Consider the following 25,303-nt stretch of genomic DNA (forward strand, 5'->3'; position numbering starts at 1 on the left):
GTCTTTTCCTGCATCATCACGATGCGAACATGCGGTCGAAGGTTTCCACCGTTTGACCGCGCAACGGCGCGAAGTCCGGCCATTCCAGGGACGTGGTGGTCGCAAGCTCTTCGGGCGTGGATGGCACATAGGGCGCGGCCTCTTCCGGCACCGCGATGCCTTCGACCACCGTGCCGAAATAGATCGGTGCGCTGCCAGCCATCGACTGAATCTCCGGTGTCAGCAGGATGTCAGTGAACTCATGAACCAGATCGGCGGTGCCGTCGGCGGTGTTGACGAATTGCACGATGTTGGTCGGCAACATCAGCGGACCCGGCCCAGTGATTTTGGTGTAGCCAATGGGCAGGCCTGAATTGGCGGCCAGCGCCGAGTTTACGTGCCACAAGGGCGCCAGGTCCACTTCGCCACGTTCAATCATCTGCTGCAACAGAGGCGGCGAGCGACCGACCAGCGGATCAAGCTCCAGCCATTTGTTCAGGGCAAACTCCATATCGCTCTGGGGCATCCCGAAGGCCTCGCTCGTGGCGGCGAGCACGCCGAGGCCGAGATTCGATTGCGGGCGGCACATGCCGATCCGGCCGGTATAGGCGCCGCTCCACAGCTCTTCCCAGGTGGTAGGTGGCGTCGTGATCTTGGTAGTGTCATAGGCGACACCAATCCCTTCGAACCAGATCGGCTGACCGACATCATAGCCGTAGGAGGGGAATTTCGGGTCCACATTGGCAGCGTTGGGGATCTGCGAGAAATCGAGCGGCACTAGCACATCCTCGGCCAGAGCGTTGATGATCGCGGGCGAGCCCATCACTGCGAGGTCGTAGGGCGAGTTGCCGCGGGCGGCTTTGATCTGCGCCAGGGCTTCCGACGACAAGCCGCCAATGACGCGCAATGTTACGCCCGGGTTGCGGCGGCCAAGTTCTTCACCGGCAGCGATCAGCGGGGCGTCGGAGTCGTTGCCGTACCCGACCATGACCAACTCGCGGGTCTGAGCCCGTAGGATCGTTGGGCTGGCAAGTACCGTGGCAGCTGTCAGGCTGCCCAGGACGCTTCTTCGGGTCAGTTTCATGATGTGCTCCTGTCAGGCTTCTTTGCGCCGGATTCCCCGACGGTGCATTAAGTAGGGGGACTTTCGAAAAGCTACGCAACGAAAAAAAGCGAAAATAGCGACTTTAGAGGAAAAGTGCCTAGAAATTAGGCGACACGCAGCGGGAAGTGGCGTCTGCGGTCATGCCAGAAGAACCTTGGTGCCGGCGGTTTCGAGTGCGGCGATGTCGGCGGGGGTGGCCTTGCGATCGGTGACGAGTGTGTGAATGTCCCGCGCGGTGGCGATGCGTGCGCCTGCCACATGCCCGATCTTTCCGCGATCCCCGAGCATCACTGCCCGCCGGGAGGCGGCAAGCATCGCGCGCTTTACTTCAACCTCTTCCAAGTGGGCGTTCGTGAAGCCGCGTTCGGCATCGATGCCAGCGCAGCACAGATAGGCGCAATCGGCATTGAGTTGCTCAAGAAGCAGCCCCGCAAATGGCGGCACCAATGAGCGCGAGTGCGGATTTCGGCCCGTTTTCTTAAGTTTTCCGCCGGTCACCATCACGGATGCGCCCGGATGTGTCTCCAGCGCGATGGCGATATCGAGGCTTGAAGTGATGATCATGACGTCGCGCAGGTGCTCCGGAAGGGCCATGGCCATGGCCAATGTGGTGGTCCCCGCATCAAGAATAATCGTCTCTCCGCTGCGGACCATGCTCGCTGCAAAGGCTCCAATTCTCTCCTTTTCGTCTGTGAAGCTGTGGCTCGGCACATCAACGGGGCGCTCAAAGCGGGCGGGTTTGGCGGCCATCGCGCCGCCACGCACGCGTCTAAGCAGCAGTCGTTTTTCCAGCGAATCGAGGTCGGAGCGGATGGTGACAGCTGAGACGCCCAGCGCATCAGACAATTGACCCACCTCAGCCATGCGCTCCGTGTCGAGGATCTCAAGAATGCGCTGATGGCGGTACGGCAGGGGGGAATTCTGCGGATAATCCATTACTAATACCTTCGCGTCTTGCGTTTTCTGTCGTAATGACAAATATCGAAAGAAATCGATAGGTGCCATCTTTTTCGCGTGCCTGTCCTGACCTGACCGCCAAGTACGGAGAGCGACATGAATATAGAGCAGTTACTAACGGAAATCCGCCGGGAATCATCCTCGGATGCCGCTGGCGATCCGGAAAGGTTTCGGCGCGTCGCTCTGACCGAGCACGAAATGATGTCTCAAGGCGAGGCCATTCGGGCAACGCTTGCAGCCAATGTCGTGCCCCTGGCCGCCATCGGGCGCGATCTTGCGGACCGTAGCATCCGCCGCGTGGTCACCGTTGGCTGTGGCGATAGCTGGATTGCCGGTCACGGCGTGCGCCCGGCGCTGGAGGCCGCTCTGGGCGCACCCTGCGAGCCAATCGAAGCGTTCGACTTCGCGACCTACGGCTTGGACACCATCGACGATGAAACCGTGGTCATCGGCCTCAGCTCCTCAGGCAAGACCGAGCCTGTGATCGACGGTCTAACGGGCGCGGCAGAGCGTGGGGCTTACACGATCGGCCTTTCGAACACGCTCGAGTCGCCCTTGATGGAACAATGCCCCGGTGCGCTGCACATCCGGGCCACGCGCGGCGGCTGGCCGACGCAGTCCAGCACGGCGGCGATGGCGTTGATGCTGGCCATGGCTGCGGCCGTACAAGACGCAAAAGGTGGAGATGCATCTGCCTTGAGCGCAGCGCTGGTTGCACTGCCGGATCAGGTCGATTCCGTGGCGCGCGAGTTTTTTGAACCGGCCCGACAGGTGGCCAAGCGTCTTGCCCGCGCTGATCTGGTTCTGACGACTGGCGCAGGTCCGTTTTACGCGCCAGCTGAGTTTGGCGCGGCCAAGCTGAAAGAACTGGCACCGATCCATGCCTACTCTTTCCCGCTGGAGGAGTATCACCACTATCGGACCCAGAAGGCCGGCGATCCGCTATTCCTGATCGCGGGGGACAAGGCAAGCCATGCCCGCGCCCTGGACACCGCGCTTATGTCGCGGGGTGTAGAAGGTTACTGCGTGGCGATTGTACCGGAGGACGAAACCGAGATAGCAAAGATTGTCGATGTCGCCTGGCATCTACCAAACGTTTCGGCGGGGACTGCGCCGATTGTCTACAGTGTGCCCATGCACTTGTTCGGCTATCACGCAGCGGTCGAACGCGATGCACTCGGCCTTGGTGCGCCCCGGCTTGGGGGCTGATGTGACGCCGGATCTTGTGACGGTCGGAGGGCTTACGGTTGACAATGTCATTGCTGCCGACGGCACCGTTGCGCTGGATCTTGCGGGTGGCAACGGCGCTTTTTCCGCCGTTGGCGCGCTCAACTGGGTGAACCGCGTCGGGCTGGTCAGCTGCGCGGTCGCGACCTATCCGAAAGACACCATAGCGCGGCTGGAGGCGGGCGGGGTCGACCTTGCGGGTGTGGTCTGGTCCGACGCGGCCCTGACCGCGGGCAGCTGGTTTCTCTATGATGGGGCAGGGCGGCGTGACGAGGGGCTGACGGCGCCGGGTGCCGCGTTGGCCGAGGCGGGGTTTCCGACTGACCGGCTTTCGGCTGAGCAGGTGGTGGCGTGGCGCGCGCGTCTTGAGGCGCGCAAACTGTTGAACGAGATCGGCTATTCGGAATTTAGGGAGCAGCATCCGTTGCGGGCGGCTCAGGTGCCGCAGGCCTGGCGCGGGGTGAAAGGCGTTCATTTGGCACCCAGCGCGCCGCGCGTACTGCTGGAGATGCTAGATCTGTTCGAACCGAGGGGGGCAGTGATCACCGCCGATCCGGGTTGGCAGTTGGCGAGCCAGAGGCTCGAAGACATCGCCCCAGTCCTGGCGCGGCTCGATGCCTTCATCCCCAGTGAGGTTGAGCTGCATGCGCTGGTGCCAGACGCCGCGCCAGCCGATGCTTTGGCGGTGATCTCTGAGCGATGTCGCGGCGTGGTGGCGGTCAAAATGGGGCCGCAAGGCGCGCTGATCTGGGACCGTGTAACGCGCACCGCCATAGCTGTCCCACCACAACGGGTAGAGGCCTGCGACCCGACTGGCGCCGGTGACAGTTTTTGCGGCGGGTTTCTGGCGGGCCTCGTTGAAACTGGCGACCCGGTGCAGGCGGCCAGTTTTGGCGCGGTTTCTGCGGCGGGGGTCGTGTGTAGTTTCGGCGCCGCCGGTGCCCTCCCGGCAGACCAGGCGACCGCGCGCGCCACATTGCAAAAGGAACCCAATATATGTCGCTGAAGCTATTCGATGGTGCCAAGCCGGTTATTGCCGCCCTTCATCTGCCGGATTTTGCCCTAAACCGGCACCGGTCGGTCGCGTGGTACGAGGATTATGCCGTCGCCAACGCCCGTGTGTTCGCACAAGCTGGCATCCCCTGGATCAAGCTGCAGGATCAGACCAAAACTGCGGGAGCCGCCGCCTCGGACACCCTGGCGCTGATGTCTGCAATAGGGCGCCTGATCCGGGCAGAGGTCCCCGGGCTTGGCCTGGGTATCATTGTCGAGGCGCATGACCCAGTTGCGGCCATGTCGGTGGCCCATGCCACGGGGGCCGATTTCGTCCGGCTCAAGGTGTTTGTGGGCGGCGCGATGACCGCGCAAGGCCCGCGCGATGGGCTTGGCGCAGAAACTGTCTCTTACCGCGCCATGTTGCGGCGGCCTGATATTGCGATCTTGGCCGACGTGCATGACCGCACGGCGATCCCGCTCTCGGGCGAGAGCCAGCCTTTCGCGGCAAACTGGGCCGCCAAATCCGGGGCCGACGGCTTGGTCATCACCGGCAGCAGCTTTTCCGATACGCTGGCCCGGATCGACGCGGTGCGCGGCAAAGGCATTCACAAACCGATCCTGATCGGTGGTGGCGTGACCGATGGCAATGTGGCCGAGGCGATGGCCGCCGGCGATGGCGTGGTGGTCAGCAGTGCACTGATGCGGCGCGATGCGGCGCCGGAGGATCTGCTGCAATGGGATGCCGATCTGTGCAGCCGCTTCATGGATGCGGTGCGGGTTCCTGCATGAGCGGGGCGGCGCGCGATTTCACCGGCTACGCGGGCCAGCCGCCGGCGATGCGCTGGTCAAATGGAGCAGGGCTTGCCGTTTCTATCGTCGTGAATGTCGAAGAAGGCGCCGAGTTGAGCCTTGGCGCCGGCGACGACCGCAATGAGCATATCTACGAGGCGGTTGAGCGAGTCGAGGGCGCCCGCGACCTTTGTATGGAGAGCCATTTCGAATATGGCCCGCGTGCGGGCTGGCCGCGGATCCGAGATGCGCTGTCGGATCGTGACCTGCCAGCGACGCTGAATGCCTGCGGCCGCGCGCTGGAGGCGACGCCCTGGATCGCCGCGCAGGCGGTGCAGGACGGTCATGAGGTTTCGGCCCATGGCTGGCGGTGGGAACGCCATGTCGGCCTGGACGATGCGACGGAGCGCGCCGCGATTGCCCGCACCGTCGCGACCATCACGCGGACGGCCGGGACGCCGCCGCTTGGATGGCACACGCGCTCTGCCACCTCCGAACGCACCCGGGATCTGCTTATCGAACAGGGCGGGTTTCTCTATGATAGCAACGCCTATAATGACGACATACCGTATCTGGTCGATACCGCACATGGCGCTCATGTGGTGCTGCCCTATGCGTTCGACACCAATGACATGCGGTTTTACAACGGGGGCGGCTTTGTCTTTGCCGAGGACTTCTCCCGCTATTGCATCGCAGCCTTCGACCGGCTGTTGGTCGAGGCCGAGAAAGCCCCGCGCATGTTGTCGATCGGCCTACATACCAGGATTATCGGGCGCCCGGCACGGATCGGAGGGCTTGAAGCGTTTCTGGACCACGCTGTGCGTCACGATGATGTCTGGTTCGCGACCCGGGCCGAAATCGCCCATGCTTGGCGCAGCGCCGTAGGGCTGCCCGAGTGGACGCCGCGTCCGTGCCCCAAGGGGTTTGCGCCCGGAGGGAGCGTATGACTCGCGATCTGATCGGATATGGAGGTGCCTGGCCGGATCTGACTTGGCCTGGAGGCCATAAGCTGGCCGTTTCGGTGGTGGTCAATGTCGAAGAAGGGGCGGAACAACAGGTGCTCGATGGCGACCCGATCAGCGAGCGGATCGGCGAGGTGCTCTCGGTCGTGCCCGAGGGCAAGCCCGACCCCGGTCAGGCGCAGATCTTTGCCTATGGCACGCGGGCCGGAGCGTGGCGCATGGCCGATGCGCTACGCCGCCACCGGGTTCCCGCGACCCTGTTCGCCTGCGGGCGCGCGGCGGAACGGGTAGGGCCGGTTCTGCGCATGCTGGCGCGCGATGGCCACGAAACCGCCTGTCACGGCTGGCTTTGGCGCCCTCATGCCGATTATGACAGCCCAGAGGCCGAGGCCGTTGACCTCGATCGTGCCGATGTGGCCATCGCGGCCGCGACGGGCGACGTCCCACGCGGGTTTTTCTGCCGCGGGGCCGAAAGCCCCTGGACGCGCAGCCTTCTGGCCGAGCGGGGTTACCTTTACACCTCTAACGGGTTTGATGACGACCTGCCGTACAGGGATGGCTCGGGCCTGATCGTGGTGCCCTATGCGCTCGACGCCAACGATATGAAATTCTTCCATCCCAACGGCTTTGTGCGCGCATCGGACATGGTCGATTACGTGACCGACGCGTTGGACGTGCTGGAGGCCGAGGCCGCGCGTGGCATGCCGCGCCTGCTGAATATCGGGTTCCACTTGCGGATCGTTGGCCGCCCGGGTCGGTTCAAGGCGTTCGAGCAGGTCCTCGCCGAACTGGACCGCCGCCGGGATCGGCTGTGGCTGGCGCGCCGGATCGAAATTGCCGAGGTCTTTGACTGGGCCTGTCCGGCATGATTGTGCTGATCAATCCCAACACGTCTGAGACGACCACCGAGGCCATGCTGCGGATTGCACGGCAGGTGGCGGGCCCGGCGGTGCGGGTCGACGGGCTGACCGCGGCATTCGGGGCGCCGTTGATCACCGACCCTTTCGCGCTGGCCCGCGCGGCAGACGCCGTCGCAGCGCTTGCGCCGCGTGTGGGCAGGGCCGAGGCTGTGATCGTCGCGGCCTTTGGCGATCCCGGCCTGATGGACCTACGCGGACGGCTGTCGGTGCCAGTCACGGGCATTGCCGAGGCGGGTATGGCCGAGGCGGCGCAGGTTGGGGCACAATTTGCAGTTGTGACGACGACGCCGGATTTAAGCGATCACATTGCCAAAGCCGCCCGTTCCTACGGCCATGAGGCGTTCCTTGGCACCTGGACGACGCCCGGCGATCCGGCGGTTCTGACCCATGATGCCGTCGCACTGCAAACCGCGTTGGCCGAAGCGTGCGACCGTGCCGTTGAAGCCGGAGCCGAGGCGATCATCATTGGCGGCGGACCACTGGCCGAAGCCGCCCAAAGCCTCGCAGCCTCATCCCCAGTGCCGCTGATCGAACCGCTGCCCGCAGCCGTCCGGCTCAGCCTTGCCCGCTGCACCAAAGGAGCTTCTAGATGACCCGCCATATTGTCGCCGCCGACCATATTATCACCGGGTTCGATGAAGGCGGCGCGGCGCAGATCGTTGCCGACGGGGCCATCCTGATCGACGGAGACCAAATTGTCGAGATCGGCCCCGCCGGCGCCTTGCGCAGGGCGCATCCGGGGCTACCCGAGACCGGTGGCAAGGGCAGGGTGGCCATCCCGGGTCTGATCAACGCGCATCACCATGTCGGTCTGACCCCGTTCCAGATGGGCGCGCGCGATCAACCTCTGGAACTGTGGTTTCCCGAACGCCTTGCGATGCGCGATGTCGCGCCCCGGCTGGATACGCTCTATGCGGCCTTCGAGATGATCGCCTCGGGTGTGACTACCGTGCAGCACCTTCATAGCCGGGCGCCGGGCGATACCGATGCCGTGCTGGCTCGCGCCGACACCATCATTGGCGCCTATAAGGACCTCGGCATGAGGGCGAGCTACTCCTTTGCCCTGCGTGACCAGAACCGCATGATCTATGCGGCGGATGAAGAGTTCATCGCCTCGCTACCCGCCGCTCTGCAAAAACCAACGGCGGATTATCTTGCCGGCTTCGGCCTTCCATTGTCTGACCAGATCGCGGTGTTCCATGCGTTGCGCGCCCGGTGGCAAGACGATGCGCTTGTAGGCATCCAGATTGCGCCGTCGAACCTGCACTGGCTGTCGGATGCGGCGCTCGAAAGTGCCGCGCAGATGGCCGAAGAGACCGGCGCACCGATGCATATGCACCTTTTGGAGACGCCGTATCAGAAGGAATACGCCCGCCGTCGCACTGGCGGCTCTGCGCTGGAGCATATCGACAGCTTTGGCCTTGTCGGGCCGCAACTGACCATTGGTCACGGGGTCTGGATGACGCCGGATGATGTTGCCCTGCTGGCGGAGCGTGGCGGCTGCCTGTGCCACAATTGTTCGTCCAACCTGCGCCTGAAGAGCGGCACAGCCGATCTGAATGGCTTCCTTGCCAGCGGCGTGCCGGTCGCGCTTGGCCTCGACGAGGCGGGGATCAACGACGATCGTGACATGTTGCAGGAGATGCGGCTTGCGCTGACGCTGCATCGGCCTGCCGGGCATGATGCGCCGCATCCGACCGCATCGCAGATTCTGCGGATGGCAACGGAACATGGGGCCGCCACGACGCCCTTCGCAGGGCGGATTGGGCGTCTGGCACCGGGGCGTCTGGCCGATATCGTGTTGCTGGACTGGCAGGCTGTCACCAAACCGTGGCAGGACCCGACCATGCCCTTGGTTGATGTGTTGATCCGGCGCGCAAAATCCGGGGCTGTCGCTACGGTTCTGATCGGTGGCAACGTGGTTTATGATGAAGGCCGCTTCACCAATATCGACCGCGAGCAAGTCTTGGAAGAGATCGCAAGCGATCTCGCTCGTCCCTGTTCGGAATCCGAGGTCAGCATGCAGCGCCTTTCCCGGGACCTGATAGAGCCGGTCAGCCGGTTTTATGAGGGCTGGCTTGGCCAAGGCGCGGGCCGCTGAGCAGATCGCGCCTGCTGGCATAATAACTGTTGCTAGCCCGGTGCCTTGTCCTGTCTGACGTTAGTGATTGCGGGTCTGAATAGCATTATTTGACACGTCGGCGCATGGTCGCGGCCTTACTTCTGTGAGATGGTTTCCCATCCGCGCACAGGTCGACTATATGCAGATCAACGAGATTGCCAACATCGCACGAAGGACGGTGGAAGGCTTGTTCGGTAACAAGGCCTGATCGACACTGCGTGCGCGGCTCACATGCCAACGAGTTGCAGTGGAGAGGCAAATCGGGAGATATTGAGACGTGTTCCAGACGAGCAGCTTTGCCCTGCAACAGTTTGAAGATGCAGAAAAATTGAAATGAAACAGCACGCTAGACTTTCTATCGCCCCGATGATGGATTGGACCGATCGTCATTGCCGGTATTTGCACCGGCTGATGTCTCGGGAAGCGTTGTTGTATACCGAGATGGTCACGGCCCCCGCGATTTTGCATGGTGATCGAGATCGCTTGTTGGCCTTCGATCCGGCAGAGCATCCTGTGGCATTGCAGCTTGGCGGGTCTGATCCGTCCGAGCTGGCCAACGCGACGGAGATTGCGGTCGGATATGGGTATGATGAGATCAATCTCAATATCGGCTGCCCGTCGGATCGCGTGCAGTCGGGTTGTTTTGGAGCGGTGTTGATGGAACGGCCCAAGCTGGTGGCCGATTGCGTCGCGGCAATGATTGCGGCCAGCCCGGTGGAGGTCACGGTTAAATGCCGGATCGGCGTCGATGACCAAGTGCCCGAAGAGGTGCTGCCAACGTTTCTGGAGACGGTCGCGGCAGCTGGTGTCGGGCGGTTTGCGATCCATGCCCGGAAAGCGTGGTTGCAGGGCTTGAGCCCAAAGGAAAACCGGGATGTACCGCCGCTGAATTACCCGCTGGTCTATCAGATGAAACGCGATTTCCCTGAGCTGCATCTGTCGATCAATGGTGGCGTGATGTCGTTGGATGAGGCGCAGGCCCATTTGGCCGAAGGGATGGATGGCGTGATGATTGGGCGAGCGGCTTACCATGACCCGTCGAACATTTTGCTCGCTGCCGATCAGAAGATTTTCGGTCTGGACTGCGAGCCGCGGAGCGCCGAAGAAATCGTCGGTCTGATGTTGCCCTATATCGCCGCGCATGTGGCCAATGGCGGCAAACTGGCCCATGTCACGCGGCATATGTTGGGTCTGTTTGCCGGACGTCCGGGCGCGCGGGGTTGGAAACGCGTTTTGTCGGAGCGTGCGCATCGTCCCGGCGCCGGGGTTGAGGTCGTCGAGGCTGCGTTATCTGAGATTGTATTGCGCGCGGCGTGACCGCCGGCACCCGGGTGATGGCCCATCTCAGGCCCCCTTCGGGAGCTATCGGCGTGCCAGTGGGAGCTACGTGTCAAACCGTCGGATGCAACGGGGGCGGTGCCGCGCTTGGCAAGACCGGCGGGGATGTGTATCCGAAACCAAGTTTCGAGCAGGGCAGGAGGGCATAACATGCCGGATATGGGCGACTTGATGGCGATGTTGGCGTTGATCCTTCTGATCGGGGCTTTTGCGGGCGTCGTTGCCGGTCTTCTGGGGGTCGGCGGCGGGATCATCCTGGTCCCTGCGTTTTTCTTCGCCTTTTCCTATCTGGGCTACGACACCGTCGATCTGATGCAAATCTGTCTGGCGACATCGTTGGCGACCATCATCGTGACCTCTGTGCGCTCGCTTTTATCGCACAACAAAAAGGGCGCGGTGGATTGGACGATCTTGCGGTCCTGGGGACCGGGTATTGCGATCGGTGCGGCGTTTGGCGTTGTCGCGGCCGCGGGGTTGCGCAGCGAGATCCTGATGGGGATTTTTGGCGTTCTCGGTGTGTTGGTCGGCCTTTATTTCGGGTTCGGCAAACCGGAATGGCGCCTTGGCGATGCGATGCCAAAGGGCGTGCCGCGCGCGATTGCCTCGCCTATTCTGGGCTTTCTCTCGGTTCTGATGGGGATCGGCGGCGGCAGTTTCGGAGTGCCGCTGATGAGCCTTTACAACACGCCGATCCACCGCGCCGTGGCCACGGCGGCCGGGTTTGGCGTGATCATCGCGGTGCCATCTGTTCTCGGCTTTTTCTTTATCGAGGGGGCTGCGGAAGGGCGGCCACCCTTTACCGTTGGGTCGGTGAACCTCGTGGCCTTTGTTGTGGTGGTTGCGATGACTCTCATCACGGCGCCTTGGGGCGTGAAGCTGGCTCATGCGATGGACCCTAAACCTTTGAAGCGAGTCTTTGCCGTCTTCATCATGGTGATGGCTCTGAACATGCTTTGGTCCGCCTTTTCGGGATGAGTTGGCTTCAGACAGGCTGGCAGGTTTTCGATCCGGACCCGCGCCTGTTCGACTGGCTGGCGAAGATTACGCCGGCGGCGCTGGCCACGGCTGATGACCCGGCGCATGCCCAATGGCATCGGCATGGCGGCACCTGGTTCGCGGGTGTTGATGTGCTGGAGAATGACGCGGAGGGGCGATTGGGTACCTCCGGACGGCTCACCTGTCAGGCGCTGGAGGAAGCCGAGCGCATCACCGGTAGGTTGCCGCTCCACAAAGCGCAAATCTCGATCACCTATCCGGGCTATCCGCAGCAAGACCCTGACGAAAGTGACGCCAATCATCGGTTCCGCAAGACCCGTGATGCGGCACATCTGGACGGTCTCCTGCCAATTGGTCCCAAGCGCCGCCGGATGATCCGGGAGCCGCATGGCTATATCCTCGGCCTGCCGCTGACCGAAAACGGGTCAAATGACGCGCCTTTGGTCGTCTGGGAGGGCAGTCATGAGGTGATGCGGCATGCGATGAGGCGCGCGTTGCAAGACGAACCGCCAGAACAATGGCATGAGGTGGATGTGACCGAGGCGTATCACGCCGCCCGACGCCACTGCTTCGAAAGCTTAAACCGGGTTGAGGTGACGGCAATGCCTGGTCAGGCGATCTTGCTGCATCGTCTGACGTTGCATGGCGTGGCGCCATGGTCGTCGAAAGGTTCGACGGCCCCCCTACGTGCCATCGCCTATTTTCGCCCGGAACTGCCGGGTGGTGTCTTCGACTGGGTGACACTTGCATAAGGCAGGGCCTTACGGGACGCCGCTTTGGGGGCCAGAAGAACCACGGGCGTATGTGTTGTTGTGAACAGAGGCCCTGCTTATTTCTTGGTCCATGTCGGGCTCGGATAGGAGAATGATCATGGCAAAGATCGCGGTGGTTTTGACGGAAGGCTTCGCAGATTGGGAATATGCTCTGATCGGCGGAACTGGTCGTCCGTTCTATGGCTTCGATGTCCATTATTTTGCGCCCGAGGGCGGCGCGGTTCAGTCGCAAGGCGGCCTCAAGGCGGTTGTTGGGCAAGACATGGATGACCTCGCGACCTGGCAGCCAGACGTGGTGGTCGTAGTGGGCGGCATGATCTGGGAAACTGCGCAAGCCCCGGATGTCGCGGACGTCCTCGTTGCGGCGCGGGCGCGAGGTGCGACTGTTGCCGGTATCTGTGGCGGGACACTTGCCTTGGCCCGGGCGGGGTTGCTGGATGACACCGCGCACACCTCGAATGACGCGGACTTCCTTATACAGAACGCAACCGACTATGGCGGCGCGGCCAACTACATGATCCGCGCATCGGCGGTATCATCAGATGGCATTATCACCGCCCCAGGTACAGCGCCCGTAAGCTTTGCGGCTGCGGTTTTTGAGTCGGTCGGCTTGCCCGGAGAGACTGTTGCACAATTCAAACAGATGATGGCGACTGAACACGCCTAGTGGGTCTTAGGTGGCAGCTCTCTGCCATTCCGACGTCTTCTAGCCTGCCAAAATCGATCTTGATGCGGAGAGGGATGCGTTACTTGGCCAGCCGGGCCGCCCGCCCGCCGCGCCGCTGTTTCAGCATCGGTGCGCGGGTCGGCAACTCGGCCATGATCTGGGCGCGAACTTCGGCGGAGAGTTTCGACCACTGGCTGATCTCATCGATCGACCGGTTGCAGCCGGTGCAGAGCCGCGTTTCGGGATGCACCACGCAAATCTTGATACACGGACTCTCGATCTCGTCGCGTTTCCAAACTTGGTCAGTCATTCAAGCATCCCGTAGATAGCGCAACCGGTCGAGCGCGCCTTGCAAGATATATCCCGCCGCCACATGATCAATGACCTCGGCGCGACGTTTTCGTGTCGTATCCGCCTCAAGCAGGGCTTTTTCGGCGGCCACGGTGCTCAAGCGTTCGTCCCAATAGCTGATCGGCAGGGTCTCAAGCTCGGGCAATCGGCTGAGATTGCGGGCAAATGCGCGGGTCGATTGCGCGCGCGGGCCCTCCGACCCGTCCATATTGCGCGGCAGGCCAAGGATCATCCCGCCGATCTCACGCTCTTGGATCAGGGTGACCAACCGCGCGGCATCAAGGGTGAATTTGCTGCGCTTCACGGTCTCCAACGGCGTGGCCGCACTCAGCAACCTGTCGCTCACCGCGACACCGATCGTCTTGGTGCCGAAATCGAGCCCGATCAGCGCGCGGCCCTGGGGCAGGGCCGCGGCAAAGTCTTCGATTGTGTCGAAGATCATTCGACGGGCCTGGGCAACGTCTCGCCCGCAGCCTCCACCAGGGCAAGCGCGTCGGGTCGCTCCGCAAAGACCACGCGCGCCTCGTCCAGGATCGCCTGCGCGCGGTCGGTCTCGCCCAAGACACCAAAGGCGCGGATCAGTTGCGCCCAATCCTCGGGCGGGCCGCCTTCGGAGGCCAGGCGCGCCGCCAAGCCGCCGACCATGCCCTCGACCATCGCTTGCCGATCCTCGGGGGCCATATCTTCGGCGGCTTCGATTTGCTCCAAGCTGGGGCCGCGCGGCGCGCGCGGCTGCGGCAGATCGGCCAAGCTCACATTGTCGCCTGCGAGATAGGCGACGTCTTCGATTTGCAGCCGGATCGGCTCAAGCCAAGGTGCGTCATGCGGGCTGTCGGCCAATAGGTTGCGCCAAATCGGATACGCCAGATCGGCGCGGCCTTGTTGCGCATACATCAGGCCAACATAATAGCGCGCCGTGCCATTGCCGGAGGACATATCCAAGGCCGTCGCCAAAGCGGATTCGGCCTCGGGGGAGACATAGCCCCCCGCCGCGAGCACCATCATCTCGGCATGGTCCACATGATGTTGCGCGGTCACGTCTTCCCCCAGGAGATCAATCAGGCGTTCCTGCGCCAGCCGTGCAGCGCGAAAATTACCAAGCGCGGCTTCGTTCTGCGCCAAAAGCGACATGCCTTCCGGGTCATCGGGGCGTTGCTCCATCACGGTGCGAAGTTGGGCGACCAAGGCTTCCCGCTCGGGATCGACATCGACGGTCGGGCGCACCCCGATCTCTGCCTCGACCTCGGATTGGCTGGGCCGCTCCGCGCGGGCCTGTTCCACCAACTCGACCCGAAGCGCCAGGGGCAGATCGGGATAGCCGGGCGCGCCAACTTGCCAATAGATGCCAAAGCTGCCCGCCACCATCGCGACCAAGCCAAGCGCCAGGACCAGCTTGCCGCGCGGGCCGCCGGACTCAGTTTGACGGCCAGCGGCTTGTAAGGCCCGGTCGGCTTCCAACACCCGGCGCGCGACTTCGGCCTTGGCGCGGGTCGCCTCCGCCTCGCTCAAGACGCCGCGCGCCATGTCGCGATCCAACTCTTTCAACTGGTCGCGATAGACCCGCAGGTCATAGGCGGCCGAGGGCGTATCCCCGCCACGCGGTCGCAAGAACACCGCCCAGATGGCCAGGGCCACAAATACTGACGTCGCGCCTGCGACAATCCAAAATCCCATAATGCCTCTCGTTCGTTCACGCCGTCCTGATCATCTAAGCCGCCAATCGCTTGGGCAAAAGATACAATCCGCCGCAGCCCATATCCACCTAATCCGATCCGCTGTCGCAATCCGGCCTTGAAATGCCGCGCCGAGTATCCTCTCATCTCGCCCGTTCCCGCACACCAGGGCCACCCAAATCGGGAAGGAGACCCATGCGCCGCTATTCCGCCTTTGCCATCGCCCGTGAGGCCATGCGCCACCATTTGGGCTGGGAACGGGCTTGGGCGTCCCCTGCGCCGAAGCCGCGCTATGACGTGATCATCGTCGGGGCCGGGGGCCATGGCCTCGCCACCGCCTATTACCTGGGCAAGAACCACGGCATCACCAATGTCGCCGTGATCGAGAAAGGCTGGCTTGGTGGCGGCAATACCGGCCGGAACACCACAATCATCCGCTCGAATTACCTGCAGGACCCCTCGGCAGCGATCTACGAAAAGGCCCGTTCGCTTTACGAGACGATGAGCCAGGACCTGAACTACAACGTCATGTTCAGCCCCCGCGGCGTGATGATGTTGGCCCAGACCGAACATGAGATCCGCGGCTATCAGCGCACGGCGCATGCCAATGCGCTGCAAGGCGTTTCAACAGAGTTCATCGGGCCGGAGCGGGTGAAGGAGCTTTGCCCTATCATTCATATTGATGGCCCGCGGTACCCTGTTCTGGGCGCGCTGTGGCAACCGCGCGGCGGCACCGCGCGCCATGATGCGGTCGCTTGGGGCTATGCCCGCGCCTGTTCCGATATGGGCATGGACATCATCCAACAATGCGAAGTCACCGGCGTGCGGTCCGAAAACGGCCAAGTGACCGGCGTCGAGACCACCAAGGGCGCGATCGCCTGCGGCAAGCTTGGCATCGTCGTGGCGGGCCATTCCGGGGTCCTGGCAGATATGGCGGGCTTCCGTCTGCCGATTGAATCGGTGGCGCTCCAGGCATTGGTGTCGGAACCGATCAAGCCCTGCATGGATGTGGTGGTGATGGCCAACACGGTCCATGGCTATATGAGCCAGTCCGACAAGGGCGAGATGGTGATCGGCGGCGGCACCGATGGCTATAACAACTACACCCAACGCGGGTCCTTCCATCATATCGAGGAAACCGTCCGTGCCCTGGTCGAAACCTTCCCAATGATCAGCCGTTTGAAGATGTTGCGGCAATGGGGCGGGATCGTGGATGTCACCGGCGACCGCTCGCCGATCATCTCACCGACGCCGCTTGGCGGTTGTTTTATCAATTGCGGATGGGGCACCGGCGGGTTCAAAGCCATTCCTGGCTCCGGTTGGGCCACCGCCGAAATGATCGCGAACGGCGCGCCCGGCCCGCTGGCCGCCGAGTTTGGCCTGGAGCGGTTCCGCGAGGGCCGGTTCATTGACGAAAGCGTCGCGGCGGGGGTGGCGCATTGACAACGATCCGCTTCAATCAGCGCTCGGCGGCCTTCATCCCGGCCCGCGCCGGAAAATCCGCGTCACTGGCATGTTCTGGCTGCCAAAATAGGACCGAACCGGCCCTTTTTGGCCGAGATCAGAGGCCCATCGGCAGAGCGATTGAGCCTTCGTCCACGTCTTCCATGCTGTGTCGCGCAGCAAAGGAGGACTCCCCATGGCTGACTATCACCACAGAAACAACGCCTTCGATTATGACTCGCAGGGAAGTTCGGGCGGGGCCCTGGGGGCGCTCGCGTTCGTTGTCGGGATCATCGTGCTTTTCTTCATTGCCATGCTCTTCATCGGCGGCGATGGAGAGGGGACAGCGCCGACCGACCCTGCCGCCGCAACCGCGCCGGCAACCGATGGCGCGGCAAGCGCGCCGGTGGCACCCACAACCGGCCAATAACCCCGCTTATAAAACCGCAATCGCATCGGACGGGCGCCTTTCGGCGTCTGTCCTTTGCTTGTTTATGATCCCGACGGGGTCTTTGAACGCCACCGCTGTTTTCTGCGCAGACGGGCCTCGCGGCGGCGGCGGTGACGGTTTTCCAAGGCATGCCATTCTCTCGCAGGGCGTCGAGCAATCCGTCTCGAAGCCCGTTGTTTTCCAAATACATACGCCCAGAGTTGAGGCCCAGATATGCTGATCCTAACCTGCCCAAATTGCGGCCTCGCCGTGGAGGAAACCGAACTGGCCCCGGGTGGTGAAGCGCATTTGAAACGCTTTGGACCTGGGTCAGACGATGCGGATTTCGAGGCGTATCTGTTCCAGCGGGACAACCCGAGAGGCGTGCATTTCGAGCGTTGGCGTCACGCCTATGGCTGTGGAAAATGGTTCCTTGCGGCGCGAGATACGGCGACGCTCGAGGTTTTCGGGACCTATTCGGCTCAGACCACCGAACCGCCTGCCGACATCATCGCCAAGATTAAAGACAAACGCCCTGACTGGAGCCCCGCATGAGCACCCGTCTCGCCACTGGCGGTCACCTCATCGACCGCAGCGCTCAAGTTGAGTTCTCCTTCAACGGCAAACGCCTTAAAGGCTTTGCGGGCGACACGCTCGCCTCGGCGCTTCTGGCCAATGGTCAGACCCTCGTTGGCCGCTCGTTCAAATACCACCGTCCGCGCGGCATCATGGCCTCCGGCGCGGAAGAGCCGAACGCACTCGTCAATTTGGGCGAAGGAGGCAAATTCGAACCCAATCAGCGGGCGACCACGACCGAGCTCTTCGACGGGTTAGCGGCGCGGAGCCAGAACCACTGGCCGAGCCTCGAATTCGATATCGGTGCGGTGAACCAGCTTGCCGCCCGCGCGCTGCCAGGCGGGTTTTACTACAAGACCTTCATGTATCCGCGCGCCTTCTGGAAACATGTGTTTGAGCCATTTATCCGCCAATCCGCCGGTCTGGGCGCTGCGCCAAAGGACCGCGATGCGGATCGGTATGAGCATTTCTATGCCTTTGTCGATGTGCTGGTTGTGGGCGGCGGTGTCGCCGGTCTGCAAGCGGCGCGGACCGCCGCGCGGGCCGGGCTGTCGGTCCTGGTGGTCGAGCAGACTGCCCATTGGGGCGGGCGCGCATTGGTCGATGGGATCGGTCTTGAGGGCACCTCGGCAGCAGACTGGGTCAAGAGCACCGTCGAAGCGTTGACCCAAAGCGAGGCTGTGAAACTGCGGACCCGAACCATGGTTGCGGGCGTCTATGATCATGGGTACGTGACGGCTTATGAACGCATCTCCGATCACACGCCGGATGCGGACGCACCCCGTCACCGGCTCTGGCGGATCCGGGCGAAGCAAGTGATCTCGGCCACCGGCGCTCTGGAGCGGCCGCTCAGCTTTGCCGGGAACGATATTCCGGGCGTGATGCTCGCCTCGGCGGTGCGCGACTATGTGGTGAACCACGCGGTTTCGCCGGGAGACCGCACAGTGGTTGTGACCAATAATGACGACGCCTATCGCACCGCCATCGCGATCAAACGAGCGGGCCTTGATGTGCCCTGCATCGTCGATGCCCGACCTGCGGCAGACGGCGCGCTGCCGCAAGAGGCGCGGGCGCTTGGCATTCCGGTCAAGACCGGCACTGGCATCGCCAAGGTCAAAGGACGCGGCAAGGTCACCGGCGTTGCACTCTGTCTACAAGCGGGCGAGGGCGCGGTCAGTGAAGAGGTCGCCTGCGATGCGGTGGCGATGTCCGGCGGCTGGTCGCCGGTGGTGCATCTCTGGTCCCATTGCGGCGGCAAGTTAAACTGGGATGAAGCAGGCGCGTTTTTTCGCCCCGACCCGGATCGCCCACCGACTTCGCATGACGGGCAGGGATTTGTGACCTGCGCCGGGGCCGCAGATGGCGCAATGCTGACCCGTGAAGTGTTCGCGAATGCGGATGCCGTCGCCCGGCAGGTCGCGGCGGCTCTGGGCGCGCCGATCGAAACCGGTCCGGACTTACTCGCAATCGACATGCCCGATGAAGCGCCGATCTCGCCAGTTTGGGTGATGCCGCAGGGCGCGGATGAGGCCAAGCGCGCCAAGATGTGGCTGGATTTCCAGAACGACGTGAAAGTGTCGGATGTGCAACTCGCCGCGCGCGAGGGCTATGAAAGCGTCGAACACACCAAGCGCTACACCACGCTCGGCATGGCAACCGATCAAGGGAAGCTAAGTAATATCAATGGATTGGCGGTGCTTTCTCAAGCGCTGAACGCGCCGATCCCACAGGTCGGCACAACCACCTTCCGCCCACCTTATACCCCGATCTCCATGGGCGCGATTGCGGGTGAGGCCCGCGGCGACGTGTTCCAGCCGATCCGGCGCACGCCGATCCATGACTGGCATGAGGCCAATGGCGCGGTGTTTGAGCCGGTCGGCGGCTGGCGGCGGCCATATTGCTTCCCGCGCGGCGAGGAAAGCCATGCCGAAGCCGTTGCCCGCGAGATCACCGCGACCCGGAACAGCCTTGGCCTGCTCGACGCGTCGACCTTGGGCAAGATCATCGTCAAAGGCCCCGACGCGGGCCGGTTCATGGACATGCTCTACACCAATATGATGAGCACGCTGAAACCGGGCCGGTGCCGCTATGGGCTGATGTGCTCGGAGAACGGGTTCCTGATGGATGACGGGGTTGTGGCGCGGCTCGATGACGAGACGTTCCTGGTGCACACCACCACGGGCGGTGCCGATCACATCTACGCCCATATGGAAGATTGGCTGCAATGCGAATGGTGGGATTGGCGGGTGCACACCGCCAATGTCACCGAGCAATGGGCGCAGATCGCGGTTGTGGGTCCGAAAGCGCGGGCGGTGCTGGAGAAACTCGGCGGCGATATGGATTTGTCGGCGGAGGCCTTGCCCTTCATGGCTTGGGCCGAGGGCAAGATCGGCGAATTCGACGCGCGGGTGTTCCGGATTTCCTTCTCTGGCGAGTTGAGTTTCGAAGTTGCCGTGCCGGCCAGCCAGGGACGGGCATTCTGGGATGCCCTGCATGAGGCCGGGGCCGAGTTCGATGCCACGGCCTATGGCACCGAAGCGCTGCATGTGATGCGGGCCGAAAAAGGCTTCATCATGATCGGTGACGAGACCGACGGCACGGTGATCCCGCAAGATTTGGGCCTCGATTGGGCAATCTCCAAGAAGAAAGAGGACTACCTGGGCAAGCGGGCGCAGGCGCGGAGCTATATGACCGACCCGGACCGCTGGAAACTGGTCGGTCTGGAGACCTTGGACGGTTCCGTTCTGCCCGATGGCAGCTATGCGCTGGCCGATGGACGAAACGCCAATGGGCAGCGCAACACCCAAGGCCGCGTGACCTCGACCTATCACTCGCCGACGCTGAACCGGGGGATTGCCATGGGGCTGGTCCGCCATGGACCGGATCGGATGGGGGAGGTGTTGGAGTTCAACACCGTGACCGACAAAGTGATCAAAGCCCGCATCGTCAGCCCGGTCTTCTATGACCCGGACGGGGAGAAGCAGAATGTCTAAGGTGAGTGCGTTGATGGGGGCCACGGCCCAAGGTTTTGCCGCGGTGAAAGAGCTCGGGCTGCAAGGCATGGTGACGCTGAAGGCGGACCTGTCCACGCCGGAGGCCGCAAAGGCGGTGCAGGCCGCCACCGGGCTGGCTTTGCCGACCCAAAGGGGAATCGCCGAAGGCGAGTCTGGGGCCGTCGCTTGGATGGCGCGCGATGAGCTTTTGATTCTTTGCGGGCATGACCAGGCGGATGCCTGCGTTGCAACCCTAAGCTCCGAATTGACGGGCGCACATCACTTGGCGGTCAATGTCTCGGACGCCCGCGCGTTTTTCGCGATTGAAGGTGCGGGCGCGCGCGAGGTCCTGGCGAAGCTTGCGCCGGTCGACCTGCGCCCGGGTGTGTTTGAACCGGGCGAGATGCGCCGCACGCGTCTTGCGCAGGTTCCGGCGGCCTTCTGGATGACCGGCCCGGACAGCTTTCGGCTGATCTGCTTCCGATCGGTCGCGCGCTATGTGTTTGATCTGTTGACCCTGTCGGCAAAACCCGGCGGAGAGGTGGATTACTATCGCGGCCTATAAGCGCCCGCTCTTAGCCTCATTTTCTCCAGAATCAAGAAATAGACCTGGATCACTATTTACCTAGTGATGGAGTGTCTTTCATGTCTCGCGACGCAATACCCACTGTCGCCATGCCGCGCCCGCGGCAGCGTGGTCCGAAACCTCTGACGCTAGTTATTGTGTTCGCGCTGCTACCTTTTGCCTTTTCGCTTTGGTACATAAGGAGACAGCGGCTTGACGGTGGTTTCTATATGCCAACCGAGTTCCTCGATGCGCAGCAACAGATGATCAACATGCTCGGCATCTTGCTGATCGTTCCGGTCATTGGCCTGATCTTGTACATCACGATCCTGCTGGCCTTTGAGCGCCAACACCGGTTGGGACGTAGCGCGCTCTTGCTTGCGCTTTGCCTGGTCTTCGGCGGGATTGCCTACAGCGAGCGCTATCTGAAGAGTGCGATTACCCAGCCGTTGGCGGCAGCGGAGATCGCCAGTTACGCTGCGCAGGCCTTGTCGGATGGTCCAGATGGCCCGCTTTCGGAGTTTCGCTACGAAAGCCGCGTCTTCATGATCATCCTTGATGTTCCGCCTGACAAAGATTTGGCCAGCGTGGCGAGCGAGATGCCACCGCAGGAACTGCTTTATCGCTCGTTTTGCCGGTCTTTTGGTCGTTTGTTCTCAGGCCCTGTGGACCGGTTGGATCTAATTGGAAGAAACGCGACCGAAAGCTATCGTCTGCGCACCTTCTCACGCGAAGAATGCCGGACTTGGTACCTGCTGAACCGTGTTGCATCCCGGCGACCGCTCGAGTTGCCACCTCACTGGCCCGCGCCCTCGCAGACCTGAGGCGCGTTATCCTCAAGGCGGTCCTTCATAAAGTCTGGCTTTCTCGCGGCTCTGCCCTTGACGACGCGGCCCAATCGCCCGAGATGTCTGGAGACGCATCAAGCCAACAAAGAGGGGCCCGACCATGGCATTCGAACTTCCCGATCTTCCTTACGCTCATGACGCGCTTGCCGATAACGGCATGTCGAAAGAGACGTTGGAATATCACCACGACCTGCACCACAAGGCCTATGTGGACAATGGCAACAAGCTGATCGCCGGCACCGAATGGGACGGCAAATCGCTCGAAGAGATCATCACCGGCACTTATGACGCGACCGCCGTGGCGCAGAATGGTATCTTCAACAACATCAGCCAGCTGTGGAACCACAACCAGTTCTGGGAAATGATGGGCCCGGGCGTCGCCGCCATGCCAGGCGAGTTGGAAAGCCGCATCACCGACGCGTTCGGCTCGGTCGATGAGTTCAAATCGCAATTCTCCGCCGCGGGCGCCGGACAGTTTGGCTCTGGCTGGGCCTGGCTGGTGGTCGACACTGATAGCACGCTGAAAATCACCAAAACCGAAAACGGTGTGAACCCGCTCTGCTTCGGCCAAACCGCGCTTTTGGGGTGCGATGTGTGGGAACACTCCTATTACATTGATTTCCGGAACAAACGCCCGGCCTATCTCACCAACTTCCTCGACAACCTGGTGAATTGGGAGAATGTGGCAAGCCGGTTGGGCTAACCCCTTTCTTTCCCGAGTGACTGAGACAAGGCCCGCCAGTGCGCGGGCCTTTTTCATGTCTTGACGCTGCCAAAACGTCGTGAAACGGCTGGTCCGTTGGAAGGGATTGGGAATGAGCGAGGCAGCCAAAGGCGTGCTGGCGATGATGGCGGCTTGTGTCATCTGGGGCCTATCGCCGATCTTCTACAAGCTGCTGTCCGAGGTGCCGCCGCTAGAGGTTTTGGCGCATCGTACGCTTTGGTCTTTGGCGGTGTTTGGCCTAGTCTTGGCGGGGCAGCGGCGGTTGCGCGAGCTGCCCAAGGCTTTGTCCGGCGCGCGGGCCTTGGGGTTGGTCTTTGTCGCGGCGCTGATGATCTCGGCCAATTGGTTCTTGTTCATTTATTCGGTGCAAGTCGGGCGCACAGTCGAATCCGCCCTGGGCTATTACATTTTTCCGCTTGTCGCCGTTTTGATTGGGGCGGTGGTGCTTGGCGAACGGCTCGGTACGGCGCAATGGGTCGCTGTGGAGTTGGCCGCCGTCGCGGTGACCGTCCTGACGGTCGGGCTCGGTGTTGCGCCTTGGATTTCTATCACCTTGGCGGTGACCTTCGGCATTTATGGCTTGTTGAAGCGATGGGTGGCGGCGGGGCCTGTCGTGTCGGTCTCGGCAGAGGTTTTGCTGCTTGCGCCGCTTGCCTTGGGCTATCTGATTTGGTTGGGTGCGGGGCAGGGTGCCTTTGGGCATGATATCTGGCTGAGCCTGCTGCTTGTGCTGGCCGGACCGATGACCGCCATTCCGCTGATCTTGTTTTCCTACGCCGCGAAACGCGCGGCGATGTCGACGATTGGGCTGGTCCAATATCTCAACCCGACCCTGCAATTCGCAACCGCAGTCCTGATACTTGGAGAGGTGATCACCCTCTGGCACGCCATCGCCTTTCCGATCATCTGGCTCGCGTTGGCGATCTATTCCTGGGCCAGTCTTAGGCGCGGGCCGAGTCCAAAGCCGTCATGATGGCCGGGATCGTGTCGATCACGCGGAAGAACTCGAGCAAGCTCGCCTCGGCGAACCCTTGATCGACCAGATGGGTCATCATCCCAATCAGCGGGTCCCAATACTGCGCGGTGTTCATCAAAAGGATCGGCTTTTGATGCAGGCCCAGTTGCCGCCAGGTGAGCACTTCGAAGAACTCGTCCAGCGACCCCGCGCCACCGGGCAAAACCACGATGGCATCGGAGTTCATGAACATCACCTTTTTGCGTTCATGCATATTCTCAGTGATGATGAACCGGCCCAGATCGCGCTTGCCAACTTCGCGGCTCAAAAGATGGGTCGGAATAACCCCGAATGTGTCGCCACCATTGGTTTGGGCCGCGCGTGCCACGGCCCCCATCAGCCCAACATCGCCAGCCCCATAGACCAGCCGCATGCCAGCCTGAGCCAGCGCTTCACCAAGCGCCGTCGCATCGGCCATATATTCGGGATCGGCCCCCGGACGCGAGCCGCAATAGACACAGACGGAGAAAGTCAAACGCGCAACCCTTGCACAAAGAGGTGTTTTGCCCCCTGATAGTCGTGTTGATACAGTCACTCAACCCGGCGTGCGCGCATTCAAGACGCGGCAAAAAGCACCGGGACTCGGCTTGGATGGGGAAATGGCCTTAGGCACTGGTACAGGGTTCAACGGTAGCGCCGTTGCTATTGGCGCAGGCGCTGCGGCAGCGGTGGCTGTCGCAGCGATTGTTGGATGGTCGGTCTTCTTGGCGCCGGGTCCGGTCGATCCGGATCAGATCGCAACGTCAATAGCAGGGTCGGAGCAAGATGGCGCGCCGATCATCGAAGAAACTGAGGTTGTGACAGACCAGGCCGCCGATACGGACAGCGCCGTATCTGATGCTGCTGCGACGCCCTCAGTCGAGCCCTCATCGCCGCGCGGGCCCGAGATTGACGTGGTGCGGGTTGAGCCGACCGGTGCGACTGTCATTGCGGGCCGAGCGCAGCCAGGCGCGGATGTCACGCTGATGCTGGATGGTGATGAGATTGACGTGGCGCGCGCCGATGACAGCGGCGATTTTGTTGCGATGCTGTCCCTGCCGGCCTCCGAAACGCCGCGCGTTTTGAGCCTGGAGACGACGTCGGACGGCGGCGAGGTTTTGGCCGCAGAGGAGAGCCTCATTATCGCGCCGACCACCGGGCCAATCGAAACCGCGGCGGAGGAGACACAAGCGCCATCAGGTGATGCGAGCACGGCCGAGACAGAGTTGGCAGCTGCGATAGACGCGACTGAGAGCGCGGCGGAACCCACGCCCACATCGGAGCCGGAGGCCCCCACGGTTCTGGTTGCCGATGACAGCGGTGTGCGTGTGCTGCAGCCGTCGGACGGTGCCGGTCCCTCGGTGCAAGATCAGATCGTGCTCGATACCATCACCTATGATCTGGAGGGCGAGGTGGTGCTCGCCGGGCGTGGGCAGGCGACCAGTGGATTGCAGGTCTATCTCGACAATCAACCGATCCGACTGGCTGAGATCGATCCCGAAGGGCAATGGCGCGCCGAACTGCCGGAGGTCGACCCGGGCACCTACACGCTGCGCGTCGATCAGGTCGATGCCGGGGGCCAAGTTGTCAGCCGCGTCGAGACGCCGTTCTTGCGTGAAGAGCCCGCGGTTTTGGCCGCGTTGCCGCAAGCGGACTCCGGTGTATCGGTCGTCACCGTCCAGCCGGGCTTCACCCTATGGGGGATCGCCAAAGACCGTTTTGGCGAAGGCATTCTATATGTTCAGGTTTATGAGGCGAACCAAGATCTGATCCGCGACCCGGATTTGATCTTCCCAGGTCAGGTCTTCACCATCCCGGAATTGGCGGCAGAGTAAGCCTTGTCCCCTGGTCATCCCCTGGCGGAGCGCCTAGATT

The 25,303-nt window shown here is 62.3% G+C and carries 26 protein-coding genes; 20 read left to right on the top strand and 6 right to left on the bottom strand.

The window, feature by feature from the left end; genetic code table 11:
• Positions 1-16: 16 nt before the first annotated feature.
• Both GTF44_RS09125 and GTF44_RS09130 read right to left on the bottom strand, forming a co-directional pair.
• Entirely contained in the window at positions 17-1,063 is a 1,047-nt protein-coding gene (locus GTF44_RS09125; RefSeq protein ID WP_171560798.1) for a PotD/PotF family extracellular solute-binding protein, read from the bottom strand.
• 159 nt (positions 1,064-1,222) lie between these two features.
• Positions 1,223-2,089 (bottom strand): DeoR/GlpR family DNA-binding transcription regulator, encoded by an 867-nt coding sequence (locus tag GTF44_RS09130; RefSeq protein ID WP_253261262.1) that lies wholly within the window; start codon positions 2,087-2,089, stop codon positions 1,223-1,225.
• 48 nt (positions 2,090-2,137) lie between these two features.
• Here GTF44_RS09130 and GTF44_RS09135 point away from each other — a divergent pair, with 48 nt between their 5' ends.
• The 11 genes from GTF44_RS09135 (at position 2,138) to GTF44_RS09185 (ending at position 12,831) form a co-directional block, all read left to right on the top strand.
• Complete coding sequence (locus tag GTF44_RS09135) at positions 2,138-3,250, top strand: SIS domain-containing protein (protein ID WP_171560795.1); 1,113 nt, start codon at positions 2,138-2,140, stop codon at positions 3,248-3,250.
• Between the two features lies 1 nt (position 3,251).
• Positions 3,252-4,274 (top strand): PfkB family carbohydrate kinase, encoded by a 1,023-nt coding sequence (locus tag GTF44_RS22415; RefSeq protein ID WP_171560792.1) that lies wholly within the window; start codon positions 3,252-3,254, stop codon positions 4,272-4,274.
• Positions 4,265-5,053, top strand: a complete 789-nt coding sequence (locus tag GTF44_RS09145; RefSeq protein ID WP_171560790.1) for a BtpA/SgcQ family protein — start codon at positions 4,265-4,267, stop codon at positions 5,051-5,053. The genes GTF44_RS22415 and GTF44_RS09145 overlap by 10 nt, the downstream gene beginning before the upstream one ends.
• Complete coding sequence (locus GTF44_RS09150) at positions 5,050-6,000, top strand: polysaccharide deacetylase family protein (RefSeq protein WP_171560787.1); 951 nt, start codon at positions 5,050-5,052, stop codon at positions 5,998-6,000. Before GTF44_RS09145 ends, GTF44_RS09150 begins: the two co-directional genes overlap by 4 nt.
• Positions 5,997-6,884, top strand: coding sequence for a polysaccharide deacetylase family protein (locus GTF44_RS09155; RefSeq protein ID WP_171560784.1), 888 nt, complete (start codon positions 5,997-5,999; stop codon positions 6,882-6,884). Before GTF44_RS09150 ends, GTF44_RS09155 begins: the two co-directional genes overlap by 4 nt.
• Complete coding sequence (locus tag GTF44_RS09160; RefSeq protein ID WP_171560781.1) at positions 6,881-7,528, top strand: aspartate/glutamate racemase family protein; 648 nt, start codon at positions 6,881-6,883, stop codon at positions 7,526-7,528. Before GTF44_RS09155 ends, GTF44_RS09160 begins: the two co-directional genes overlap by 4 nt.
• Positions 7,525-9,036: an amidohydrolase family protein gene (locus tag GTF44_RS09165; protein WP_171560779.1), complete on the top strand. Its 1,512-nt coding sequence runs from the start codon at positions 7,525-7,527 to the stop codon at positions 9,034-9,036. Before GTF44_RS09160 ends, GTF44_RS09165 begins: the two co-directional genes overlap by 4 nt.
• 354 nt (positions 9,037-9,390) lie before the next feature.
• Positions 9,391-10,374 carry a tRNA dihydrouridine(20/20a) synthase DusA gene (gene dusA, locus GTF44_RS09170; protein ID WP_171560776.1) on the top strand — a complete coding sequence of 328 codons (984 nt, stop codon included), beginning with the start codon at positions 9,391-9,393 and terminating at the stop codon, positions 10,372-10,374.
• A gap of 171 nt (positions 10,375-10,545) precedes the next feature.
• Positions 10,546-11,370, top strand: a complete 825-nt coding sequence (locus GTF44_RS09175; RefSeq protein WP_171560773.1) for a sulfite exporter TauE/SafE family protein — start codon at positions 10,546-10,548, stop codon at positions 11,368-11,370.
• On the top strand, positions 11,367-12,143 hold the full coding sequence (locus tag GTF44_RS09180; protein WP_171560771.1) for a hypothetical protein: 777 nt from the start codon (positions 11,367-11,369) through the stop codon (positions 12,141-12,143). Before GTF44_RS09175 ends, GTF44_RS09180 begins: the two co-directional genes overlap by 4 nt.
• Before the next feature lie 118 nt (positions 12,144-12,261).
• A complete protein-coding gene (locus GTF44_RS09185; RefSeq protein WP_171560768.1) occupies positions 12,262-12,831 on the top strand; it encodes a DJ-1/PfpI family protein in 570 nt (189 codons plus the stop codon).
• Between the two features lie 79 nt (positions 12,832-12,910).
• On the opposite strand, the gene GTF44_RS09190 is transcribed toward GTF44_RS09185, so the two are convergent.
• Genes GTF44_RS09190 through ccmI form a run of 3 tightly spaced genes read right to left on the bottom strand, consistent with a single transcriptional unit; the run spans position 12,911 to position 14,856 of the window.
• A complete protein-coding gene (locus GTF44_RS09190) occupies positions 12,911-13,141 on the bottom strand; it encodes a DUF1289 domain-containing protein (RefSeq protein ID WP_171560766.1) in 231 nt (76 codons plus the stop codon).
• Positions 13,142-13,624: a Holliday junction resolvase RuvX gene (ruvX, locus tag GTF44_RS09195; protein WP_171560763.1), complete on the bottom strand. Its 483-nt coding sequence runs from the start codon at positions 13,622-13,624 to the stop codon at positions 13,142-13,144.
• Positions 13,621-14,856 carry a c-type cytochrome biogenesis protein CcmI gene (gene ccmI, locus GTF44_RS09200; RefSeq protein WP_171560760.1) on the bottom strand — a complete coding sequence of 412 codons (1,236 nt, stop codon included), beginning with the start codon at positions 14,854-14,856 and terminating at the stop codon, positions 13,621-13,623. Before ccmI ends, ruvX begins: the two co-directional genes overlap by 4 nt.
• A gap of 194 nt (positions 14,857-15,050) precedes the next feature.
• Between ccmI and GTF44_RS09205 the strand changes: the two genes are divergently transcribed.
• From GTF44_RS09205 to rarD, 8 genes are all read left to right on the top strand, one after another.
• Positions 15,051-16,298, top strand: a complete 1,248-nt coding sequence (locus tag GTF44_RS09205) for a sarcosine oxidase subunit beta family protein (protein ID WP_171560757.1) — start codon at positions 15,051-15,053, stop codon at positions 16,296-16,298.
• A gap of 196 nt (positions 16,299-16,494) precedes the next feature.
• Complete coding sequence (locus GTF44_RS09210) at positions 16,495-16,728, top strand: hypothetical protein (protein WP_171560755.1); 234 nt, start codon at positions 16,495-16,497, stop codon at positions 16,726-16,728.
• A gap of 234 nt (positions 16,729-16,962) precedes the next feature.
• Positions 16,963-17,283, top strand: coding sequence for a sarcosine oxidase subunit delta (locus tag GTF44_RS09215; RefSeq protein WP_145208983.1), 321 nt, complete (start codon positions 16,963-16,965; stop codon positions 17,281-17,283).
• On the top strand, positions 17,280-20,297 hold the full coding sequence (locus GTF44_RS09220; protein ID WP_171560752.1) for a sarcosine oxidase subunit alpha family protein: 3,018 nt from the start codon (positions 17,280-17,282) through the stop codon (positions 20,295-20,297). Before GTF44_RS09215 ends, GTF44_RS09220 begins: the two co-directional genes overlap by 4 nt.
• Positions 20,290-20,862, top strand: coding sequence for a sarcosine oxidase subunit gamma (locus GTF44_RS09225; RefSeq protein ID WP_171560749.1), 573 nt, complete (start codon positions 20,290-20,292; stop codon positions 20,860-20,862). Before GTF44_RS09220 ends, GTF44_RS09225 begins: the two co-directional genes overlap by 8 nt.
• A gap of 230 nt (positions 20,863-21,092) precedes the next feature.
• Complete coding sequence (locus tag GTF44_RS09230) at positions 21,093-21,686, top strand: hypothetical protein (RefSeq protein WP_171560747.1); 594 nt, start codon at positions 21,093-21,095, stop codon at positions 21,684-21,686.
• Positions 21,687-21,810: 124 nt separating this feature from the next.
• Positions 21,811-22,413 carry a superoxide dismutase gene (locus GTF44_RS09235; protein ID WP_171560744.1) on the top strand — a complete coding sequence of 201 codons (603 nt, stop codon included), beginning with the start codon at positions 21,811-21,813 and terminating at the stop codon, positions 22,411-22,413.
• Between the two features lie 112 nt (positions 22,414-22,525).
• Entirely contained in the window at positions 22,526-23,407 is an 882-nt protein-coding gene (gene rarD / locus GTF44_RS09240; RefSeq protein WP_171560742.1) for an EamA family transporter RarD, read from the top strand.
• On the opposite strand, the gene GTF44_RS09245 is transcribed toward rarD, so the two are convergent.
• A complete protein-coding gene (locus GTF44_RS09245; RefSeq protein ID WP_145208971.1) occupies positions 23,376-23,924 on the bottom strand; it encodes a TIGR00730 family Rossman fold protein in 549 nt (182 codons plus the stop codon). The two genes, rarD and GTF44_RS09245, sit on opposite strands and share 32 nt — an antisense overlap.
• A gap of 124 nt (positions 23,925-24,048) precedes the next feature.
• Between GTF44_RS09245 and GTF44_RS09250 the strand changes: the two genes are divergently transcribed.
• Complete coding sequence (locus tag GTF44_RS09250; RefSeq protein WP_171560741.1) at positions 24,049-25,263, top strand: LysM peptidoglycan-binding domain-containing protein; 1,215 nt, start codon at positions 24,049-24,051, stop codon at positions 25,261-25,263.
• Positions 25,264-25,303 lie beyond the last annotated feature (40 nt).

This window comes from Roseobacter sp. HKCCD6576-2 (assembly GCF_013179285.1).
GTDB classification, from domain to species: domain Bacteria; phylum Pseudomonadota; class Alphaproteobacteria; order Rhodobacterales; family Rhodobacteraceae; genus Rhodophyticola; species Rhodophyticola oceani.

What these genes read in the sequence shown, in the direction of transcription:
- GTF44_RS09125 (WP_171560798.1), bottom strand. Translation starts at nt 1,063, where the DNA reads ATGAAACTGACCCGAAGAAGCGTCCTGGGCAGCCTGACAGCTGCCACG.
- GTF44_RS09130 (WP_253261262.1), bottom strand. Translation starts at nt 2,089, where the DNA reads ATGGCACCTATCGATTTCTTTCGATATTTGTCATTACGACAGAAAACG.
- GTF44_RS09135 (WP_171560795.1), top strand. Translation starts at nt 2,138, where the DNA reads ATGAATATAGAGCAGTTACTAACGGAAATCCGCCGGGAATCATCCTCG.
- GTF44_RS09145 (WP_171560790.1), top strand. Translation starts at nt 4,265, where the DNA reads ATGTCGCTGAAGCTATTCGATGGTGCCAAGCCGGTTATTGCCGCCCTT.
- GTF44_RS09150 (WP_171560787.1), top strand. Translation starts at nt 5,050, where the DNA reads ATGAGCGGGGCGGCGCGCGATTTCACCGGCTACGCGGGCCAGCCGCCG.
- GTF44_RS09155 (WP_171560784.1), top strand. Translation starts at nt 5,997, where the DNA reads ATGACTCGCGATCTGATCGGATATGGAGGTGCCTGGCCGGATCTGACT.
- GTF44_RS09160 (WP_171560781.1), top strand. Translation starts at nt 6,881, where the DNA reads ATGATTGTGCTGATCAATCCCAACACGTCTGAGACGACCACCGAGGCC.
- GTF44_RS09165 (WP_171560779.1), top strand. Translation starts at nt 7,525, where the DNA reads ATGACCCGCCATATTGTCGCCGCCGACCATATTATCACCGGGTTCGAT.
- dusA (WP_171560776.1), top strand. Translation starts at nt 9,391, where the DNA reads ATGAAACAGCACGCTAGACTTTCTATCGCCCCGATGATGGATTGGACC.
- GTF44_RS09175 (WP_171560773.1), top strand. Translation starts at nt 10,546, where the DNA reads ATGCCGGATATGGGCGACTTGATGGCGATGTTGGCGTTGATCCTTCTG.
- GTF44_RS09180 (WP_171560771.1), top strand. Translation starts at nt 11,367, where the DNA reads ATGAGTTGGCTTCAGACAGGCTGGCAGGTTTTCGATCCGGACCCGCGC.
- GTF44_RS09185 (WP_171560768.1), top strand. Translation starts at nt 12,262, where the DNA reads ATGGCAAAGATCGCGGTGGTTTTGACGGAAGGCTTCGCAGATTGGGAA.
- GTF44_RS09190 (WP_171560766.1), bottom strand. Translation starts at nt 13,141, where the DNA reads ATGACTGACCAAGTTTGGAAACGCGACGAGATCGAGAGTCCGTGTATC.
- ruvX (WP_171560763.1), bottom strand. Translation starts at nt 13,624, where the DNA reads ATGATCTTCGACACAATCGAAGACTTTGCCGCGGCCCTGCCCCAGGGC.
- ccmI (WP_171560760.1), bottom strand. Translation starts at nt 14,856, where the DNA reads ATGGGATTTTGGATTGTCGCAGGCGCGACGTCAGTATTTGTGGCCCTG.
- GTF44_RS09205 (WP_171560757.1), top strand. Translation starts at nt 15,051, where the DNA reads ATGCGCCGCTATTCCGCCTTTGCCATCGCCCGTGAGGCCATGCGCCAC.
- GTF44_RS09210 (WP_171560755.1), top strand. Translation starts at nt 16,495, where the DNA reads ATGGCTGACTATCACCACAGAAACAACGCCTTCGATTATGACTCGCAG.
- GTF44_RS09215 (WP_145208983.1), top strand. Translation starts at nt 16,963, where the DNA reads ATGCTGATCCTAACCTGCCCAAATTGCGGCCTCGCCGTGGAGGAAACC.
- GTF44_RS09220 (WP_171560752.1), top strand. Translation starts at nt 17,280, where the DNA reads ATGAGCACCCGTCTCGCCACTGGCGGTCACCTCATCGACCGCAGCGCT.
- GTF44_RS09225 (WP_171560749.1), top strand. Translation starts at nt 20,290, where the DNA reads ATGTCTAAGGTGAGTGCGTTGATGGGGGCCACGGCCCAAGGTTTTGCC.
- GTF44_RS09230 (WP_171560747.1), top strand. Translation starts at nt 21,093, where the DNA reads ATGCCAACCGAGTTCCTCGATGCGCAGCAACAGATGATCAACATGCTC.
- GTF44_RS09235 (WP_171560744.1), top strand. Translation starts at nt 21,811, where the DNA reads ATGGCATTCGAACTTCCCGATCTTCCTTACGCTCATGACGCGCTTGCC.
- rarD (WP_171560742.1), top strand. Translation starts at nt 22,526, where the DNA reads ATGAGCGAGGCAGCCAAAGGCGTGCTGGCGATGATGGCGGCTTGTGTC.
- GTF44_RS09250 (WP_171560741.1), top strand. Translation starts at nt 24,049, where the DNA reads ATGGCCTTAGGCACTGGTACAGGGTTCAACGGTAGCGCCGTTGCTATT.